This window comes from Roseiflexus sp., assembly GCF_057785375.1.
Genome location: NZ_JBYNRX010000080.1, coordinates 133,261 through 152,859 on the forward strand (window position 1 = coordinate 133,261; position 19,599 = coordinate 152,859).

The 19,599-nt window shown below is 60.5% G+C and carries 13 protein-coding genes; 9 read left to right on the top strand and 4 right to left on the bottom strand.

Features of this window, described 5'->3' with window-relative positions; genetic code table 11:
* Nucleotides 1–13: 13 nt before the first annotated feature.
* Nucleotides 14–1,831, top strand: coding sequence for a peptide ABC transporter substrate-binding protein (locus AC3EA7_RS14865; RefSeq protein ID WP_488614848.1), 1,818 nt, complete (start codon nt 14–16; stop codon nt 1,829–1,831).
* A 69-nt stretch (nt 1,832–1,900) separates the two neighbouring features.
* Here AC3EA7_RS14865 and AC3EA7_RS14870 read toward each other — a convergent pair whose 3' ends face one another.
* Nucleotides 1,901–2,866, bottom strand: coding sequence for an STAS domain-containing protein (locus AC3EA7_RS14870; protein ID WP_488614849.1), 966 nt, complete (start codon nt 2,864–2,866; stop codon nt 1,901–1,903).
* Between the two features lie 452 nt (nt 2,867–3,318).
* Between AC3EA7_RS14870 and dnaE the strand changes: the two genes are divergently transcribed.
* Nucleotides 3,319–7,140, top strand: coding sequence for a DNA polymerase III subunit alpha (dnaE, locus tag AC3EA7_RS14875; protein ID WP_488614850.1), 3,822 nt, complete (start codon nt 3,319–3,321; stop codon nt 7,138–7,140).
* A gap of 24 nt (nt 7,141–7,164) precedes the next feature.
* On the opposite strand, the gene AC3EA7_RS14880 is transcribed toward dnaE, so the two are convergent.
* Together AC3EA7_RS14880 and hisC are read right to left on the bottom strand one after the other, a co-directional pair.
* A complete protein-coding gene (locus AC3EA7_RS14880) occupies nt 7,165–8,304 on the bottom strand; it encodes a thermonuclease family protein (protein ID WP_488614851.1) in 1,140 nt (379 codons plus the stop codon).
* Nucleotides 8,305–8,308: 4 nt separating this feature from the next.
* Entirely contained in the window at nt 8,309–9,424 is a 1,116-nt protein-coding gene (gene hisC, locus AC3EA7_RS14885; RefSeq protein ID WP_488614852.1) for a histidinol-phosphate transaminase, read from the bottom strand.
* 143 nt (nt 9,425–9,567) lie between these two features.
* Between hisC and AC3EA7_RS14890 the strand changes: the two genes are divergently transcribed.
* Together AC3EA7_RS14890 and AC3EA7_RS14895 are read left to right on the top strand one after the other, a co-directional pair.
* On the top strand, nt 9,568–9,867 hold the full coding sequence (locus tag AC3EA7_RS14890; protein ID WP_488614853.1) for a type II toxin-antitoxin system Phd/YefM family antitoxin: 300 nt from the start codon (nt 9,568–9,570) through the stop codon (nt 9,865–9,867).
* Nucleotides 9,842–10,282 carry a type II toxin-antitoxin system VapC family toxin gene (locus AC3EA7_RS14895; RefSeq protein ID WP_488614854.1) on the top strand — a complete coding sequence of 147 codons (441 nt, stop codon included), beginning with the start codon at nt 9,842–9,844 and terminating at the stop codon, nt 10,280–10,282. The genes AC3EA7_RS14890 and AC3EA7_RS14895 overlap by 26 nt, the downstream gene beginning before the upstream one ends.
* 10 nt (nt 10,283–10,292) lie before the next feature.
* On the opposite strand, the gene AC3EA7_RS14900 is transcribed toward AC3EA7_RS14895, so the two are convergent.
* Entirely contained in the window at nt 10,293–12,551 is a 2,259-nt protein-coding gene (locus tag AC3EA7_RS14900) for a LamG domain-containing protein (protein ID WP_488614855.1), read from the bottom strand.
* A 721-nt stretch (nt 12,552–13,272) separates the two neighbouring features.
* On the opposite strand from AC3EA7_RS14900, the gene AC3EA7_RS14905 reads away from it, so the two are divergent.
* From AC3EA7_RS14905 to AC3EA7_RS14925, 5 genes are all read left to right on the top strand, one after another.
* The gene (locus tag AC3EA7_RS14905; RefSeq protein WP_488614856.1) at nt 13,273–14,055 is read left to right on the top strand and encodes a glycosyltransferase family 2 protein; all 783 of its coding nucleotides are present in this window, start codon (nt 13,273–13,275) and stop codon (nt 14,053–14,055) included.
* 9 nt (nt 14,056–14,064) lie between these two features.
* Nucleotides 14,065–15,066, top strand: a complete 1,002-nt coding sequence (locus tag AC3EA7_RS14910; RefSeq protein WP_488614857.1) for an NAD-dependent epimerase/dehydratase family protein — start codon at nt 14,065–14,067, stop codon at nt 15,064–15,066.
* An 18-nt stretch (nt 15,067–15,084) separates the two neighbouring features.
* Nucleotides 15,085–16,263: a DegT/DnrJ/EryC1/StrS family aminotransferase gene (locus tag AC3EA7_RS14915; RefSeq protein ID WP_488614858.1), complete on the top strand. Its 1,179-nt coding sequence runs from the start codon at nt 15,085–15,087 to the stop codon at nt 16,261–16,263.
* Between the two features lie 274 nt (nt 16,264–16,537).
* Nucleotides 16,538–18,760, top strand: a complete 2,223-nt coding sequence (locus tag AC3EA7_RS14920) for a glycosyltransferase family 87 protein (RefSeq protein ID WP_488614859.1) — start codon at nt 16,538–16,540, stop codon at nt 18,758–18,760.
* A 260-nt stretch (nt 18,761–19,020) separates the two neighbouring features.
* Nucleotides 19,021–19,551, top strand: coding sequence for an OsmC family protein (locus tag AC3EA7_RS14925; protein WP_488614860.1), 531 nt, complete (start codon nt 19,021–19,023; stop codon nt 19,549–19,551).
* The last annotated feature ends 48 nt before the right edge of the window (nt 19,552–19,599 follow it).

A 19,599-nucleotide genomic window follows, 5' to 3' on the forward strand; every position in this document is an offset into this window, starting at 1 on the left:
ACTCCTCACACGTATGATCCGACGACAACCTGAACGTTGGCGACAACTGGTTCTAACCCTGGCAATGGCGTGCATGGCGCTGGCCGGGTGCACGGTCGAAGGCGGCGTACCAACGCCGACGCCTGCTCCGACCACATCGGCAATCGCTCCTATTCCCACCAGTGCGGTGATCGCTGCACGCATCGCAGAGCGCAGCGATACCTGGATGATCGGGGCGCTCGACCTTCCATCCGACCTGTACCCCTATCCGCAATCCGCCGCCACCCGCCGGACAACGGCGTTGATCACCGAGTTGCTCTTCCCATCGCCAATTCTGACCTACGACTACGGCTATACCGTGACGGGCGTGCTCGAACGCACCCCCTCGCTTGAAAACGGCGACGCGGAACTGCGCAAGGTCGATGTCTACCTCGATGCAACCGGCGCAATTACGACCTCGGTGACCGATGTCGTCACACAGGTCGATCAACTGGTCATCACCTTCCGCTGGAACCCGCAGTTGCGCTGGTCGGATGGAACGCCAGTCACGGCGGATGACTCGGCATTTGCGTATGAACTTGCGAAAGCCGCGCCGCCTGGCGATGCGGCAGCCGAATTGCTGGCGAAGACCGCCGCGTATGAGAAGATCGACGATCATACGACGCGCGCCGTGCTTCAGCCCGATTACGTCGGAGCGGCATACTTTATGAGTTACTGGACGCCCCTGCCGCGCCATCTGCTCAAGGATGTCGATCCGACGCGGGTGCGTGAAAGCGAATTTGCCCGCCGGCCGGTCGGGTATGGTCCGTATATGCTCGTCGAACGCACCGCCACCGAATTGCGCTTCGAACGCAACCCGCATTACTTCGGTCCGGCGCCGGCGGCATCGCGCCTGATCGTTCGGGTGTTTCCCGATCTTGAACTGCTGCGCGCCAATTTGCTCAATGGCAATCTCGATCTGGGAATCGCCGAGCGCATCCCGCCAGCTATGCTGACCCGCTTCGACACCGATGCGGCTGAAGGAACGTTGCAGGTCATAACCACCCCCAGTCCCGTCTGGGAACATATTTTGTTCAATCTGGACGTCCCGGTGTTGCAGGATATTCGAGTGCGACGCGCACTGGCGTATGGCACGAACCGGCAGGCAATCGCCGATGCGCTCTTCGGCGGGCGAACGCCGGTGCTGGATAGCTGGATGTTGCCGGCGCACCCGCTTGCCGCGCCGCCCGATCAGGTGACCCGCTACCCATATGACCCCGACGAGGCGCGCCGGTTGCTCGAAGAAGCCGGATATGCCGATCCCGACGGCGATGGCATTCGAGCGTCGCCTGATGGCGTCACGCTGACGCTGCAACTCCTGACAACCAGTGGCAGCGAAGTTCGGCGTGCGATCGCGCGCCGGTTTCAAGAAGATATGCAGGTGATCGGCGTTGTGATCGATATTAACGAAGCGCCGCCTGATGAGATGTTCGATACGGACGGACCCCTCTATCTCCGACAGTTCGATCTGGCGCTCTTTGGATGGATCGCCGGACCGGAGCCGGCCGGTCTGCAACTCTGGAGTTGCGCCGCCGTTCCCACTGAGAGCAACGACTATCGCGGAGAAAACTTTGCCGGCTGGTGCTTCCGCGACGCCGATCGCGCGGTGCGAACCGCCGATACGACCCTCGATCCGGCGGAACGCGCTGAGGCGTACCTGCGTCAACAGCAACTCTGGACCCAGGAACTGCCGGCGATCCCCCTGTTTCAGCGCCTCAGCGTGGTTGTGGCGGCGCCTGATGTGCGTGGACTTGCCCCCGATGCGATGGCGCCGGTGACGTGGAATGTGTCGGCATGGAAACGGCAACGATAGGCGCGAAGAGTGTTGCAGGCTGCACATTGCAGGTTGAAGGCGGGAAGGCGGCAATGTTCCATATGGTGATCACACAAAGACTTGAAGGTTGCCGGTGGCGCCCCTAACCCCTAACATCAACGCCTCCTGCGCGCTGCGGACGGTGGCAATGCCGCCGAGCGTAATGCCCTGATGCGTCAGAGTCAGCGCCACGTTCGACGAAATGCCGCTCAGCGTGACGTGGCATCCGAGCAGTTTGAGCGCCTGCGTCATGTCGATGAGCGACTTTGCCACGGTCGAGTCTATGGTTGCCACACCGGAAATATCGACAATGACGTGGCGAGCGCGCCCGTTGTACGCTGCTTCGAGCAGACGCTCTCTCAGCGTCAATGAGCGACGACTGTCGAGATGCCCGACGATGGGAGCAAACAGAACGCTATCGGCAAGCGGTATAGCAGGCGTTTCGAGCGTCGTCACGAGATCGAGCAGCCGACGTTGTTCTTCGATCTGCGCCTGTTGAGCGGCATTGGCTTCCGCCAGCGACTCGACCAGCCCCTCCGCCCGCTGCCGCGCCGCTTCCGCCTGCTGCCGCGCCGCTTCCGCCTGCTGCGCGGTTGTGCTCAGAATGGCGCGCGCCAGTAGCATGGCGCCAATAATGACTCCATACACAACCAGATTGATACCATCCATATATGGACCGCTCCATCCCACCCGTGTACCCATCAAGAGGACGCTCGCAAGCGCGGTTCCAATGACCCAGGGAGGAGAGAGTAAGACCAGCGCCAGTGCCGGCGGGACAAAAAGAGAGGAACGATAGACTGTCTCAACATCGAACGTACCAAAGACAGTGACCGGAACAAAAACCACGACCAGAGCGTGAGGCGCATACGCCCAGCCGCGCAGATACGCCGCCAGCGCCAACCCGATCACCAGGATGCTCAGAACACCCGTTCCCACACGATCCCATGCGCCTGCGACCGCCGATAGAACTACGTACAAGATTGCACCCGCAATAATCAGCGCACAGATGATGATGAAGCTTTGTCTCTGCGTCATACTCATCGTTCTGCCCCTTTCTTGACGATTGTCGTATGTACGCGAAGCATCGCCGTGCATATTATTCTGGATTATACACCGCATCTGTACGCATGGATCAACCGAAATGGCAGCGAAACGAACACTTTTTGCAATTAACATTCCCGCTCTATTCACATCTTTTCCACGTTAATTGCCATCAAAATCCCTTACACATCCACAGGTTATCCACTTCACGAATGTCGCATGAGTGTGCTATACTTGCACCGTTGGAGGAGCGTGTGCGCGCTGCGTCTCAGTCGTTATGTAGATCAGCCGCATTAGAATGCGTTTTGCCTGACACCTGCCTGGCGCACAATCGGCGCCTGATGCTTTGGAGAGTCTTGATTGCTTAAGCCATCACCGTTGAGTGTAAAACGTTTTCCTTTCATCGCGTCATGTGCATCGTTCCTGTGGCGCTGGGGAGACCTTCCATGAACGACTTCGTTCACCTGCACGTTCACTCCGAATACAGTCTGCTCGATGGCTATGCTGCCACGAGCGCCATTGCCGCGTGCGCCGTCGAACTGGGGATGGACAGCATCGCGCTGACCGACCATGGCGTGATGTACGGCGCAGTGGAGTTCTACACGAACGCAAAGAAGGCTGGCATCAAGCCAATCATCGGGCTGGAAGCCTACATGGCGCCCGGATCGCGCCGGGATGCGACGAGCCGCGGCGCGAAAAATTACTATCACCTGCTGCTGCTGGCGAAAGACGAGACGGGCTACCGCAACCTGGTGCGTCTGACGACCCGCGCCCACCTCGATGGCATGGGGAAGGGGGTCTTCGCCCGCCCGCGCATTGATCGCGCCCTGCTCGAACGGCACCACGAAGGATTGATCGTCACCTCCGCGTGCATTGCCGGCGAAGTCATTCAGCGCCTGACGGAACAGCAGAAAGAGCAGGCGCGTGAGATCGCCGCCTACTACCGTGATCTGCTGGGACCCGACAACTATTTCCTCGAATTGCAACTCCACGACAACACCCCTGAACTCGAAGCGATTAACGACGAACTGGTGCGCATCGGGAAGGAACTGGGCATTCCGCTGGTGGTGACGAACGACGCCCACTTCGTGCGCCCGGAGGATGTCGAGGCGCATAAGATGATCCTGGCGCTCGGCTACAACATGACCCTCAAGGAACTGTGCGCGAAGGGGTATGAGATGGACCCCACGTACCACATCATGACCGGCGAAGAGATGTGGAACCGGTTCAAGAAATACGGGACGGCGCCGCTCGAAAATACCCGCCGGATCGCCGAGCGCTGCAACCTGACCCTGGAGTTCGGCCGCGTGCAGTTGCCGACGATCGATATTCCCGAAGGATATGACGCTTCATCCTACCTGCGATTCGTGTGCGAAGAAGGGTTGATGCGGCGCTTCAACGGTCATCCGCCCGAAGAGTACGTGAAGCGCCTCGACTACGAACTCGACGTAATCAACCAGACCGGGTTCCCCGATTACATGCTGATCGTCTGGGATTACGTCAAATTCGCGCGGGCGCGCGGCATTCCCTGCCTGCCGCGCGGGTCGGCGGGCGCGTCGCTCATCCTCTACTGCCTCGGCATCACCGATGTCGATCCGGTCAAGAACAAACTGCTCTTCGAGCGCTTCCTCAGCCCGGAACGCCTGGAGATGCCGGATATCGACATCGATTTCGCCGATAGCCGCCGCCATGAGGTGCTCGAGTACATCGCCGAACGGTATGGGCGCGATAACACCGCGCAGATCATCACCTACGGCACATTGGGCGCAAAAGCGGCGATTCGTGACATCGGGCGCGTGCTGGAAATACCGCTGAACGACGTCGACCGCGTCGCCAAACTCATTCCGGCGTTGCCGGTGGGAACCACGATTGCTCAGGCGCTCGAACGGTCGCCGGAGTTGAAACAGATCTACGAGACCAACCCCAACCTGGCCAACCTGATCCATTGGGCGCAGAAGGTCGAAGGACGCATGAAGAGCGTCGGCACGCATGCGTGCGGCGTTGTCGTCAGTCGCACGCCGCTTGAGGAGATTGTCCCGCTTCAGCGCACCACGAAGGACGAAAACGCCCTGATGGCGGCGTTCGAGGGTCCCACCCTGCAAAAGATGGGGCTGCTGAAGATGGATGTGCTGGGGTTGACCAACCTCTCAGTCGTGGCCGAGGCGTTGGACTATATCGCACAGACCACCGGCCGAAAGATGGAACTCTCCGACATCCCGCTCGATGATCCGAAGGTGTTCGAGGCGCTCGGTCGCGGCGAGACGACGAACGTGTTCCAGCTCGAAAGTCCGGGCATGACGCGCTACCTGATGCAGCTCAAGCCAACCCGCGTCGAGGACCTGTATGCGATGGTTGCGCTCTACCGCCCCGGTCCGCTCGAACAGATCCCGGTCTATATTCACAATAAGAACAACCCGCAGGACATTACCTATCTCCACCCGATCCTGAAGCCCATCCTCGAAGACACCTACGGGGTGATCGTCTACCAGGAACAGATCATGCGCCTGCTCCAGGAAGTCGCCGATTATACCCTCGGTCAGGCGTATATCGTTATCAAAGCCATCAGCAAAAAGGACAAGAAGCTGATGGCGGAGAACGAAGTCAAGTTCAAACAGGGATGCCTCAGAAAAGGATTGACCCAGGAGCAGGCGGATCAGTTGTGGAATCTGATCTTGCCGTTTGCCGGCTATTCCTTCAACCGTCCGCACTCGACGCTCTATGGTTTGCTGAGTTACCAGACCGCCTGGCTCAAGGTGAACTATCCGGTCGAGTACATGGCGGCCGTGCTGAAGGGCGCCAATGGTGTGACCGACGACATCGCCAAAGCGGTCAACGAATGCCGCCAGCGCGGCGTTCCGGTGCTCGGACCCAACATCAACGACAGTGCATTCGATTTTGCCATCCGCGAGTTCCACGATCCTTCGGACGGGCAGCTCAAACGTGGCATCCTGTTCGGTCTTGCGGCAATCAAGAATGTTGGCGCCGGACCGATCGAAGCACTCCTGCGCGAACGCGATGCCAATGGTCCGTTCCGCTCGCTCGAAGACCTGTGCGAACGGGTGGATCGCCACGCCTTGAACAAACGCGTGCTCGAGAGCCTGATCAAGTGCGGCGCGCTCGATTCGCTTCCCGGCAATCGCTGGCAAAAACTGGAGATCCTCGATACCGCCATGGACGCGGGTGCGCAGGCGCAGAAGAATCGTGAAACCGGGCAGATCGATATGTTCGGCGGTCTTGTGTCGCAGTCCGCCGATTCAATCGCTGCTATTCCGTTGCCCGTCATCGAGGAAACAGCGGAACGCCGCAAGGAAAAACTGGCATGGGAAAAAGAGTTGCTCGGCGTGGTCTTTTCGAATGACCCGCGCAAAATGGCGCTGGAACGCGCCAACGTCGATCATCGCGTGCCGCTTGCCGCAATCCGCGATGCCGAAGGGGTGCAGGAATACCTGGGCAAAGTGCATACCTTTGCTGGCATGCTGACGCGCGTTCGCGCGATCACGACGAAGAAGGGCGATACGATGCTGGTTGCGGCGCTCGAAGACGAGAACGAGGATTCGGTCGAACTCGTCGCCTTTCCCAAAGCCTGCGAGAAATACCGCGATCTGCTGCGCCAGGACGCTTTGCTGAGCGTGCAAGCAAAGGTCGATGAGCGCAATGGCGCCGTGCAGTTGGTACTCGAAAGCGCAACGCTCCTCGATCTGTCGGAGGCTGAACCGCCGCCGGCAACGCCCGAAATGGATCTCGAAGGGCTGTCGGAAGAGGGAGAGCAAAGCATGGCAACGACCGCCATCCATCCAGCGGCGCCGGAAGAACCAACCGCGCCAGCGGCATCCGCCAGTGCGACGCCAGCAACTGCGGCATCGTCAGAGTCGCACGCGCCATCTGCGCCAGCCGCAAGCGCGCCGCCGCCGATTACCACACCCATCTCGATCATCAAACCGCATACCCCATCACGTTCCCGCCCGGCGCCAGCGCCGAACGGCAATGGGCACGATCATCACGCGCCTCCCACGAACGGCGGCGCTGCGCAGGGGCGCACCATGCGCCTGCGCTTCCAGCGCTCCGCCGATCAGGAGGCAGATATTCAGTTGATGCAGCACGTCTACGATCTGCTGCGCGGGCGCGATGGCGCCGATCAGGTGGTGATCCAGCTCGACGCCGCCGATCGCCGGGTGTTGCTGCGCATGCGCCAGACGGTCACCTGCGACGACGGACTGATCGATGCATTGCGCGGGGCGCTTGGCGCCGAGTGTGTTTCGGTCGAGTAGAAGTGGCCGGGAACCATCGGCGCCTCAATCATCCCAATAGGCGACAAGCCGGCCCTCTGCATCGTACAGTGCGCCCGGATCGGAGGCGTTGTCGGTCCAGATGTCTCTGCCGCCATCACGTGGGAACGAGCGCGTTTCACCCGGCGCTAGTGCGCCGCCAATACCCTGATGGATTTGCGCGCCGCGCATGCTGCACATGGTCCACCCGTCCAGGTTGACCGTCGCGTTGCTTACGTTGCGCAGCGTAACCACTTCGGCGCGTTTGTCAATGCTCACAATCGCAACCGGAGCGTTTGGCGCACGTGCGGCATTCGGTTCGGTGCGGCATCCGTCGAATGATGGCGGCAGCGTCTGGTTCCCGGTGGCAGTGGGTGGAGCAGCAGGAGGGGGAGTGGCAGTCCCCGATCCTGTCGAAGGGGTTGTGAGCGCGCGCTCACCATTGCACGTCTCCGGCGCCCATAGCCCCGCCTGCGCCTCGCGTGCCGCGCGTTCCGCCGCTCTGAACTCCGCCTGATAGCGGTGAGGCGTCCGGAAGGTGTACTCGAAGCCGTACCCCTGCGCAATGATTTCGTAATTGACCAATCGCCCGTCGGGCAACCAGACAAATCGAAGAAGCCGGTTGAACCGGTCGCGGTTGTCCTGGCTGGGATCCGCTTCGAGCAGCACCGTTTGCCCGCGCAACAATTCGCGTGTGAATGCCGTCGCCTCGCGCCCAAAACATTCGACCGGACGCGATGGGTGTGATGTCTCCGGGGTGTCGACGCCGATCAGTCGCACTCGTTCTCGTTCCCCGCCAAGCGACACCTCGATCGTGTCGCCGTCGGCGACATTTGTGACAGTTGCGCGTTCAAGTCCTTCCGGCAACACAAGAGATGTTGGCGAGGACGAAGGGATGAACGGGGCAGGCGCAGATGCGTCGTGCGGTGGACGCGACGATGTGGTTTCAGGAGGAAAGAACAGGTCGCTGCGGGCAGAGATCAACCCGACAATCAGCAGAACGACGGCGACAATGATGATGATCCCGGCTATGATCGACAGTGCTCGCCCCAGACAGGAACGACGCGAACGAATGTCGTTCATCCAGAAGCGCCAGGCGCGCTGAGGCCATCCTCCCCGACGCCGCCTGGCGGCAGGCTGGCGGCGTTTTGTCGATGAACGACTCATGATGCTATACCAGCCCTTCCAGTGCGTCCAGCAGCGCATCATTCTGTTCCGGTCGCCCAACGCTGATGCGGATGCAATCGTCGAGTCCCGGTCGGTTGAAGTAGCGGATCAGAATCCCGCGTTGCGCCAGGCTGTCACGGATGGCGCGGGCGCGCGCTGCGCCGCCGTCGGTCATCCGGCAGAGCAGGAAGTTCGCCGCGCTGGGGTAGACGTGAACGCCGGGCAGCGCCGCCAGCGCGGTTGCCAGGCGTTCGCGCTCGGCGACAATGCGGGCAACGGTCGTCATTCGCTCGTCCAGATCGTCGAGCGACGCGATTGCAGCCACTTCGGCGGCGACATTGACGTTGTACGGTTGCTTGATTTTCCACAGGGAAGCAATGACATCTTCGTGCATTGCCGCATAGCCGATGCGCAGCCCGGCAAGCCCGGCCCATTTGCTGAAGGTGCGGAGTACGACCAGATTGGGGCGCGTTCCAACCAGATCGACGACGCTCATTCCGGCGAACTCAGCATAGGCTTCATCGATTGCCAGGATGATCGGCAGATCGAGCAGACGCTCGACGGCGGCGCGCGCCAGCAGCGTGCCGCTCGGATTGTTCGGCGCTGCCAGAAACAGCAGTTTTGCGCCGTCACGCTCGACCGCCTCGGCAACTCCTTCGACATCGACATCGAACTGTTCGGTGCGCGGTATCGGAACGACGCGCGCGCCGTAGAGCGCCGCGTCGAAACTGTACATGGCAAAGGTCGGCGGGCAATCGACCATGACATCGCCAGGACGCAGCACCACGCGCATAAGCAGATCGATCAGTTCATCCGAGCCTGCGCCGCAAATAATCCGTTCCGGCGGCTGGCTGATGTACCGGCTGAGGGCGGCGCGCAGACGGGTGTGATCCGGGTCGGGGTAGATGGCGTAGCGGTGAGGCGCGTCGCGCTCCACGGCAGCCAGCGCCTCCAGCGCACGCGGTGATGGACCATAGGGGTTCTCGTTGGCGTCGAGTTTGATGATCCGCTCAACCGGCAGACCGAGGCGCTCGGCAAGCGTTTCGAGCGGAACAATCGGCGTGTATGGTTCGAGCGCTGCAATGTCGGGGCGCAGCAACCCGGTAATCGATGCTGGCATGATCTCTTCCTGTGATATGAGCGTGGATCGTCGCGCCTGCTATCGTACCACGAATTGCGCTGGCATATGTTCACTCTTTGACATTCCTCCAGAGTTGCGTATACTCTCATCGAGTAACTCACCGATTAATAAGGAGATGAGAAATGACCCGAGTCGTCAGCGCCACACAGGCTCGTATTCGCTTCGGCGAATTGATACGCTGGGTGGCAGAAACTCACCAACCAGTCACAGTGGAGCGGGATGGCGAGCCGTACGTCGTTGTTCTCTCTGTGGAGGCCTACCGTCGCTTGCAGGAAGGTCAGGCACGTCCCGCATGGCAAGAGACCTTGAGCCAGATTCGAAGTTTCCGAACCCGACGGGCTGGCGGGCTATCGCCCTCTCCAGAGGAGGTCATCCGGGAAGAACGGGAGGAGCAAGATGCCCGGCTTACCGGTCTGTCCTGACGCTAGTTTCCTCCTGCGGATGCTGCTGGATAAGGCGACAGGACCGCTGGCTGAGACGCTTTGGGAGAGATGGCATCAGGAAGGGCGGCGGTTGGTAGCTCCAACTCTGCTGTACTACGAGGTTGCCAGCGCTCTCCACCGCTACGCTGTGCATGGACGTCTCTCCTCCGTCGAGGCGGAGACGCTGCTGGACCTGACTTTGCGCCTGGACATCGAACTAGTGGGCGATGGCGAACTCCATCGTCGGGCCATTCAACTGGCCAGCGCCTTCTCTCTGCCAGCAGCATACGATGCTCACTACCTGGCGCTGGCCGAGCGACTGGGCGCCGAATTCTGGAGTGCCGACACGCGCCTGATTCGGGCCGTCCAGGACTATCTGCCGTGGGTGCATAGTCTGGACGAAATGCGGCAGTAGCAGGCAGCGGTCATCTACCCGGCGCCGTCGATCCGACGCGCTGCGGGTCGGCGCTGTCGGCGCCTGTGTTCCGTCCGAGCATCAGGTGATACCCATTCCCCGACGCATCACTCACCGTCTGCCCGCTTCCTTCATCGAACACATAGAGCGCGATCGTATCGGCGTCTTCGGTCAGCGGCGCCGATGGCGGCGTGAAACTTCCAGTATAGCGCACAATCCGCGAGATGCGAACGTCATCGATCTGCCCGGCAAAGAAGCCGTAGCCGGTTACTCCACCCAGGCGCAAGACCGGCATGTGACTCACCATCCCGACTGAACTGGATGTCCCGGCAATGCCATTGACAAACACGCGCGCATTGCCGCTGTCATACGTTGCCGCAACGTGATACCACTGATTGGACTGCAAAACCACATTGTCGTTACGGGCGAACGACCAGACGCCGGCGCTGTTCGCAACCCACAACGTCGCCCGACCATCGTTGAGTTCGAGCGACCAGCCGCGCGATCCATCGCCAGTGACGATCACAATCGAGGTCTGATTAGCGCTCGAAGGACGCACCCAGGCTTCAGCAGTAAACCTGCCATTCATCGAAAATGCTGCATTGCCTGCCTCGTCGTCAATGCCGTCAAATGCCAGCGCGCCATTGGCGCCGGCAACAGGCGATGGCGTAGGGGTAACAGTTGGCGATGCCGGGAGATTCGTCGCTGTTGGCGGCGCAGGAGTGTTCGTTGGCGTCGACCCGCCGCCTGACGCGGGACCAAAGGCAACATCGTCGGCGTACACCGTTGCATTCAGGCTGGACACATTCATCTCGACCCGCGCTCGAACGGCGCCGGTTGGCGCAGCATAAACGCCGCGCGCCATCTCCCACACGCCGCCGGTGCTACTGGTGAAACTGCGCGGCGTATCAGTGCGGATGATCGTATTGTCGGAACGCAGCCAGCGTACCTGTATCCTGAAAGTGAACGCATCACCGGTGGGAGGAATGTTGACGTAACCGAGCAGGACATAGTTTGTTCCCGCTGTGATGCCTGCAACGGTTTGAGAAATCGTATAGTTGGCATTATCGGTTGCATAGTGGCGCATAGCGTAACTGCCGCTGCGCACCACTGCTGCACTTCGGGTCACACGTGTATTCGTCGTCCAGTTATCTGGGCGTGTGTCGCCGTTGGCATCGAGTTCGAAGCCGCCGTTCTGCAACAGGTTGACCGCCGGACCCTCACCGGTTGGTGTTGGCGTCGCTGTCGGCGGAACGGGCGTGTTCGTCGCCGTCGGCGGAACGGGCGTGTTCGTCGCTGTCGGCGGAACGGGCGTGTTCGTCGCCGTCGGCGGAACGGGCGTGTTCGTCGCCGTCGGCGGAACGGGCGTGTTCGTTGCTGTCGGCGGAACGGGTGTGCCGGTTGGCGGATCGACGCCTGCCCAGGGCGGCGTTTCGGTAGACCAGACCGGACCGCCCGACAGCGGATCAACGAAGAGCGTTCCATTTGTGGGTCCGCTGGCCACGCCGGACGTATCTTTGACGATGACCCCGGCGCCTTCATCAAAATGGTAGAGGGCAACCGTCAGCGTATCGGGAACGAATGGTTGCGTCGGGCGAGAGAACGGCGCGGTGTAGCGCAGCGCCTGCGACAGACGAACCTCATCGATCCAGCCATTGAACGATGGGTAGGCAGTGCGATCATAGTCGTGTTTTTCGGCGCCGATGACCAGGTATGGCTCATTGGGCCATTGGGCGGCGCGTCCATCCCGATAACTGATATCGCCGACCGGACCGGTCGCCTGCGCATCGGGCGCGCCATCGACGAAAACAGTCAACTGCCCATCGCTGAACCGTCGAGTGACAGCAATGTGATGCCACAGCCCATCGGCGACATTCGTTGCGCCGCAGATCGTCCGGCTTGCAGAGGACGTTGCGACCCCGAACGCGACTCGCCCGCCGTAGAGCGAAATGCCATAGTCGCCGTAATCGCCTGTACCGAAGATGTCGCGGTCGAACATGATGTTGCCATTGATCCAGGCGTCCTGCCCGGCGACGCAGGGACCACTGGCATTGGCGCCTGGCAGCGCGCGCATCCAGAACTCGATGGTCATATCGGTGGCTCCGACATCGACCGGACGGTGGGGCGCATCCAATGGTATCTTGACACGATCCACGTCGCGGGCGCCGGTTCCGTAGAAACGGAGCGAGTATCCCTGCTGCGCGTCGGCGCGACGCGGCAGCAGCGCCGCAAAACCGGTCAATACGACGATGACGATGACCGTTGCCAATACCGCGACTGAGCGCTAGTTTTGCAATGGTGATCCCAAAACTCTCTCCTGTCAGTTTCAACAGTGCGCGGAATGCCAGACCATGAACCGGATTTCGAGACATCCGCCGGGAATAGCGACGCTGTCACATCATTGGGAGAGAGCGTCATGCAGAGTATACGGTTAGTGAAATTGGATCACAATTACAGACTTTTCACAACAGTCCGCATCTGTGTTACTGGTGATCGTATCGTTGTACGCCTGGAACGTAAGAGCAGGCTTAAGACCTGCCGGTATGCTGTCTGACAGAGCGAACAACCAGATGTTGCACAATACTTGCCCATGGTGACCGTCTTGCGGCTGACGTTGGCTTCGACAGGCTCCGCCAACGTCCTTGAGGCGTATACAATCCCAGAGATAAAGACTTGCGGCTGACGTTGGCTTCGACAGGCTCCGCCAACGTCCTTGAGGCGTATACAATCCCAGAGATAAAGACTTGCGGCTGACGTTGGCTTCGACAGGCTCCGCCAACGTCAGCCGCTCCATGTCCTTGATCATGAGGAGTATGCCTGAATTGGGCGGGCGAAGCAGCGCCTTCCTACCCGATGAACGTCGCAGGAAAGACGCTGCGGTTCCTGTCAATCCGTGCGCGTAGACGACAGAGCCGTATTGGACACGCCGCACACGCCGGTATGCTATAATCTTCCGGATTTCATTCACAAAGGCGATGACAAGGGACGCAATGAGCCAGGAGCAACGACGACCAAGCATTTCGGCGTTCTTTCCGGCGTATAACGACGGCGGCACTATTGGCAGCCTGGTGGTGACGACGATCAGAACGCTCGAAGAATTGACCGACGATTACGAAGTCATTGTGGTAGAGAATGGCAGCACCGATTACACCGTCGAGGTGCTGGAAGAACTGACGCACCGTTTCGAGCGCTTTCGCTACTATTCCTACCGCGAGCCGCTCGGCTACGGCGGGGCGCTGCGCACCGGATTCGCCGCGTGTACCAAGGACCTGATCTTCTATACCGATGGCGATGCGCAGTACGACCCGCGCGAACTCAAACTCCTGCTCCCGGCATTGAGCGATGATGTGGATATCGTCAACGGCTGGAAGATCGACCGAAACGATCCACTGCACCGGAAAATCATCGGGCGCGTGTACCACCATACGGTCAAGTTTCTCTTTGGCTTCAAACTGCGCGATGTCGATTGCGACTTTCGCCTGATCCGGCGGCATGTGTTCGATACGATCGACCTGGAATCCGACAGCGGCACCATTTGTCTGGAACTGGTGAAAAAGTTACAGGATGCCGGGTACCGCTTCGCCGAGGTGCCGGTCCACCATTACCATCGCACCTATGGGCGGAGTCAGTTCTTCAACTTTCCACGGTTATGGCGCACCGGCATTCAGTTGATCGGTCTCTGGTGGAAGCTCGTCATCCGGCGCGATCATATGCGCCGCATCAAAGTTCGCCGGAAGCGTCAGGAACTTCCGGTCGAGGACCGCCTGGTCTGAGGAAGGATCATGCTAGGAAGCGATTATGCTCATGCCTACAGCGGCGCGCGCGTGCTCATCACCGGCGGGATGGGGTTCATTGGCTCGACCCTGGCGCATCGCCTGGTCGAACTTGAGGCGCAGGTGACGCTGGTTGACTCGCTCATCCCGATCTACGGCGGCAATCAGCGCAATATCGCCGGCATCGAGTACCGTGTGCGCGTCAATATCGCCGATGTGCGCGACGAGTATTCGATGAACTATCTGGTGCAGGGGCAGGATTACCTCTTCAATCTTGCCGGTCAGACATCGCACATCGACTCGATGACCGATCCGTACACCGACCTGGAGATCAACTGCCGCGCCCAATTGTCGATCCTCGAAGCCTGCCGCAAACACAACCCCAACCTGAAACTGGTGTACGCTTCGACGCGCCAGATCTACGGCAAACCGGATTATCTGCCGGTCGATGAACGTCACCTGCTCCATCCGGTCGATGTCAACGGCGTCAACAAAATGGCCGGCGAGTGGTACCACATTCTGTACAATAACGTCTACGGGATTCGTGCATGCGCCCTGCGCCTGACGAACACCTATGGTCCTCGTATGCGCGTCAAAGACGCGCGACAGACCTTCCTTGGCATCTGGATCAAGCACCTGATTGACGAAGAGCCAATCCAGGTCTTTGGCGACGGCTTGCAGATCCGCGACTTCAACTACGTCGATGATGTGGTCGAAGCGATGCTGATGGCCGGCGCATCGCCAGCGGCGGATGGCGGCATCTTCAATCTGGGCAGCGATGAGACGATCAATTTGCGCGATCTGGCGGCATTGCTGGTGGAGATCAACGGCGGCGGCGGTTTTGAAATCGTGCCGTTCCCGCCAGAGCGGAAGGCTATCGACATTGGCGACTACTATGCCGATTATCGCCTGATCCAGGGGCGGCTCGGCTGGCGCCCAAAGACGTCGTTGCGCGAGGGATTGCGTCGCACGCTCGAGTTCTACCGGCGTGAGCGCGAGTATTACTGGTAGTGAGAAAGAAGCGTCATCATGCCCTTGAACATCCCCTTTGGCGACCTGAAGCGCCAGCACGACGCCATTCGCGCCGAACTCGACCTCGCCATCGCCCGTGTGCTCGACAGCGGCTGGTATATTCTGGGTCCGTCAGTGAGCGCGTTTGAGGAAGAGTTTGCGGCATTCTGCAACACTCGTTTTTGCGTCGGCGTCGCCAATGGCACCGAGGCGCTGCAACTGGCGCTCACCGCGCTCGGCGTCGGTCCTGGCGATGAGGTTATTACCGTCGCCAACGCCAGTGTCTATCAGGCAATCACGATTGTGGCGGTCGGGGCGCGCCCGGTGTTTGTAGACGTGGACGAGCGCAGTCATACGATGGATCCGGCGGCGCTCGAAGCGGCAATCACCCGGCGCACCCGGGCGATTATGCCGGTGCACCTTTATGGTCGCATGGCGAGTATGGACGCAATCATGGCGATCGCCGATCGCCACGGCATCCCGGTGATCGAGGATTGCGCCCAGGCGCATGGGGCAACCTGGCGCGGGCGACCTGCCGGTAGCATTGGGACACTAGGATGCTTCAGTTTCTACCCGACCAAAAACCTGGGCGCGATCGGCGATGGCGGGGCAGTGACGACCAACGACGCGGCGCTGGCAGAAAAGTTGCGCCGTCTTCGGCAGTATGGCTGGGAGCGCAAATACTACACCCGCGACGCTGGCGGGCTTAATTCGCGCCTCGACGAACTTCAGGCCGCCATCCTATCGGTCAAGTTGCGCCATCTGCCTGCGTGGAATGAGCGTCGCCGCGCTATCGCCGCGATGTACCACACCCTCCTGGCAGGCGCTGGTCTTGTTCTACCCGAAGCGCCGCCCGAGGGCGAACCCGTCTTTCACCTGTATGTGATTCGCACGGCGGAGCGCGATGCTGTACAGGCGCGCTTGCGCGAAGAGGGCATCGGCACGGATATTCACTATCCGCTGCCCACGCATCTGCAACCGGTGTATGCGCCATTCGCACCGCCCGGCGGTCTCCCGACGACGGAACGCCTGGCGCGCGAGATTCTTTCGCTGCCGATGTTTCCCGAATTGACCGATGATGAGGTGCGTGCTGTGGCAATGGCGGTGAGAGAGGTTGTGAGAACCAAGAACCAAGAACCAAGAACCAAGAACCAAGAACCGAGAACCAAGAACCGAGAACCGAGAACCGAGAACTGATACTAATATGCGGTCATTTGTAGAATAATGGTTTTTGAGAACACAATCCGGTAGCGCCTGGAGAAGCCCACGCAGGCGTGCTTTGCAACCGTAGCCCGCGGCTTCAGCCGCTGGGCGGTCTGATGCCAGGGCACAGTCATGCGTCCACGACACGCCTGCCGGTGTGCGTCGACCATTGCGCCTTGCCCAACGAACACGCGAACACCTTGTCTGACTGACCGCAAGTTCGTATAACCTTCAACCTCTGCGCCTTTGCGCCTTTGTGTGAGTTCCCATGACAGGCATTTGGGATGTGATGAATAACAAGCACACCGGTATGCGCGATGCCGTGTATGCGGCGATTGCGGCATTGTACACATTTTTGATCATCAGCATCGCTTCTACGCACGTGTGGCCCCTGGTTATCGATATTGGCGGGCGTGATGCGCGGTTTGCGATTGGGTTCCACGACCCGGAAACGGATATCATCAACCTGACGCCATTCCGTTGGAGCGACGGCGACTCGACCATTGCACTGCCACAACCGCCAGCGCTGACGCCCGCGATTGTGACGCTGCGGCTGCCGAATGGTCGTCCCACCGACACATCACTGCCCCGCATAACATTAGCGGTTAATGGCGATGAACTGACATCATTTGCGTTTCCCGATTACCGACCGCGCATCTATCGCATGCTTCTTCCCCCGATGGCGCGCCTTGATTGGGCGCTGCGCATTAGCGTGGTCAGCGATACAGTCACTCCTCCAACCGATGCGCGCCCCCTGGGGGTCGCGGTCGATACGGCGATCCTGGCGCCCGTGAGAGCGCCGGTTACATTGCCTTCGCTGTGGACAGCGATCTGCGTCCTGGTTGCTGGCGCGCTGGGATTCGCCCTGCCGCGCGCGATGGGCATTGCACCGCGCAGCGCTTTCATCGCCAGCCTGGCGCTCGCGCTGCTGATAGGGACGAGTCTTGCGCTGCGCCCGCTGGAAACGCTGCCGTTTCTTCAGCGGTTCGCCGTCATCATCATCATTGGATGTATTGGAATAACTCTACTGCGCCTTATCGTCCCGCTCGAGACAGCGGGCCATCTGTTCGCTCCAACGCTCTCTGGCGCTTCTGTACCGCTGGTGATGGCGGTTGCGTGGTGGATGTCGCCGTTGATGCAGGCATTCATGAGCATTGATGGCGCACCGCTGGTAGCGCCGCCGGCGCCGGCGGTGTGGATCGGCGCTGGAACCTTTGCTGCACTCCTGACCGGCGGGATAATCGCATATAAGCGCAAGAGGAGGAGCGGTTTTGTTCGTGTCGCGTTGCTCATTCTGGCTATCAGCGGCATGATCCACCTGGTGTACAGTATTGGCTTCGCCTACACCCGCCAGGCGCCCGATTTCTGGACCCTCTTCCGCGGTGCGCGCGAATGGACGCGCGGCGGTTCGATGTACGACATCGACGCCGTGCTGACCAATCACTTCGGTCATGTGTTCAAGGTGCCGCCTTTCTACGGCATGCTGTTCGTCCCGTTCGTGACGATGGACGGACTGACGGTGCTGCTGGGGCACCGCATCATGAACACGCTCTTGATCATTGCAACTGCGCTCATCTGGCTGCGCATGTGGCGATTGCCGCTTGTTTCCCTGAGCGCCGCCAGCCTGTTGATTGTCTTCAACTTTCGCCCTCTGGCGGATACACTGGCATATGGGCAGATCGATCTGGTGCTGCTGTTCCTGCTGACGCTGGCGCTGTGGGCATTGCGCAGCGGGCGCGATGCAACAGCAGGTGCGCTGGTGGCGCTGGGAACGCTGTTCAAGATCTATCCGGTGTTGTTGCTGGCGTTCTTTGTCGTGAAAGGTCACTGGCGCGCACTGATCGGTTTTGCCACGGCAATGGTCGTGTGCAACGGCATCGCCATCGCAGTTGTCGGCTGGAATGAACACCTGATCTATCTGACGCAGGTGCTGCCGAACATTGGCGGCACAACTTCGTGGGTCGAGAACCAGACGATCTCCGGGTTCTTTGCCCGCCTGACCGATTCGCCGCGCAGCGCCACGATTTACCAGAATGAGATGATACGCTTGTTGGGAACGCTGCTCTCTGGCGCTGTGTCGCTGGCGGTCTGTGTGCTGGCGCTGCGCCCGGCGTCGCGCGAGAGCACGGGGTATGCGCTCCAGTACAGCATGTTTCTGCTGCTGATGGTGCTGGCGTCGCCAGCGGCGTGGATGCACTACGAAACGCTGCTGGTTGTCCCATTCGGCGCGTTGATCCTCCACCTGCGCGAGCGCGCAGTGTCGCTGCCGTATGCCGCAACGCTGGCGCTTAGTTTCGCGCTCATCGCTTATGGCAATCAGTGGAGTTTTTACGACGGAACCGTTCACGGCGTGTTGACGATAGCCGGCGTTTCGTACAAGTTCTATGGTATGCTGCTGCTCGGCGGCGTGCTGACGGTCGAGGCGTTGCGCGAACCCGCCCCCGCCTTTTTGCCGCGATTGGCGCGGCTGATCGCGCACCCGGGGCAGTAGGCGCAGCAATAAGGCGCAGAGGATGAGAACGATGACTCCGACAGTCACGCGGAACGTTGGATCACGCCGCCGCCACGCCCCTGACGGCGTTCCGATGCCGGGTTTCCCCTCATCCCCTCACCCCCCTTCTCCCACGAGGGGAGAAGGGGGCGCTGGATCGCGCCGCCGCCGCGCCCGTGCCGGCGTTCCAGGGATTGCAACGAGCGAAAGACGTGTCCTGACCAACCGACGCCTGGAAGCATCACGAAAGAGGAAGCGCCATGACAACCCTTTCCGAATATCTGGAGTTCAAGGCACAGCGTATGGCGGCGCTGCGCGAGAAACTATCCGCGCCCGACGCCGTTCCTTCGCCGTTGCGCGTGGTAGCGCGGGTCGCAGGCGGATCGGGCGTGCGCCCGGTCAGTATTCGTGAGTTCACGATTGTGACCGACTCGGCGCCAGCGCTGGCGGGGTACAATCTGGGACCCACGTCGCCGGAACTATTGCTGGCGTCGCTGGCGAGTTGCCTGGCGCACACTTATCTGATCGTCGCCGTCAATCGCGGCGTGCGCTTCGATGCGCTGGAAGTCGAGGTAACCGGTCAGATCGACTTCCGCGGCATTCTGGAAGTCGATGCTGCCGCTCCGATCCCGCCATCAGGTCTTGGCTACACTGCCCGTGTAGCGGGAGGAGTTTCCGACGACGAACTGCGACAGATCCAGGCAGATGTGGAGCGGCTCTGCCCGGTCTTTCGCGCGCTGGTGGAACCCGTGCCGGTTAATGGGCGCGTTGAGCGAGTCACGCAGCCGTGACGTAACCCGCAGATGTCCACACTATCTGACAGCCTACGGTGCATGCTG

What these genes read in the sequence shown, in the direction of transcription:
- AC3EA7_RS14915 (WP_488614858.1), top strand. Translation starts at nt 15,085, where the DNA reads ATGCCCTTGAACATCCCCTTTGGCGACCTGAAGCGCCAGCACGACGCC.
- dnaE (WP_488614850.1), top strand. Translation starts at nt 3,319, where the DNA reads ATGAACGACTTCGTTCACCTGCACGTTCACTCCGAATACAGTCTGCTC.
- AC3EA7_RS14870 (WP_488614849.1), bottom strand. Translation starts at nt 2,866, where the DNA reads ATGACGCAGAGACAAAGCTTCATCATCATCTGTGCGCTGATTATTGCG.
- AC3EA7_RS14865 (WP_488614848.1), top strand. Translation starts at nt 14, where the DNA reads ATGATCCGACGACAACCTGAACGTTGGCGACAACTGGTTCTAACCCTG.
- AC3EA7_RS14905 (WP_488614856.1), top strand. Translation starts at nt 13,273, where the DNA reads ATGAGCCAGGAGCAACGACGACCAAGCATTTCGGCGTTCTTTCCGGCG.
- AC3EA7_RS14910 (WP_488614857.1), top strand. Translation starts at nt 14,065, where the DNA reads ATGCTAGGAAGCGATTATGCTCATGCCTACAGCGGCGCGCGCGTGCTC.
- AC3EA7_RS14890 (WP_488614853.1), top strand. Translation starts at nt 9,568, where the DNA reads ATGACCCGAGTCGTCAGCGCCACACAGGCTCGTATTCGCTTCGGCGAA.
- AC3EA7_RS14920 (WP_488614859.1), top strand. Translation starts at nt 16,538, where the DNA reads ATGACAGGCATTTGGGATGTGATGAATAACAAGCACACCGGTATGCGC.
- AC3EA7_RS14895 (WP_488614854.1), top strand. Translation starts at nt 9,842, where the DNA reads ATGCCCGGCTTACCGGTCTGTCCTGACGCTAGTTTCCTCCTGCGGATG.
- AC3EA7_RS14925 (WP_488614860.1), top strand. Translation starts at nt 19,021, where the DNA reads ATGACAACCCTTTCCGAATATCTGGAGTTCAAGGCACAGCGTATGGCG.
- AC3EA7_RS14880 (WP_488614851.1), bottom strand. Translation starts at nt 8,304, where the DNA reads ATGAGTCGTTCATCGACAAAACGCCGCCAGCCTGCCGCCAGGCGGCGT.
- hisC (WP_488614852.1), bottom strand. Translation starts at nt 9,424, where the DNA reads ATGCCAGCATCGATTACCGGGTTGCTGCGCCCCGACATTGCAGCGCTC.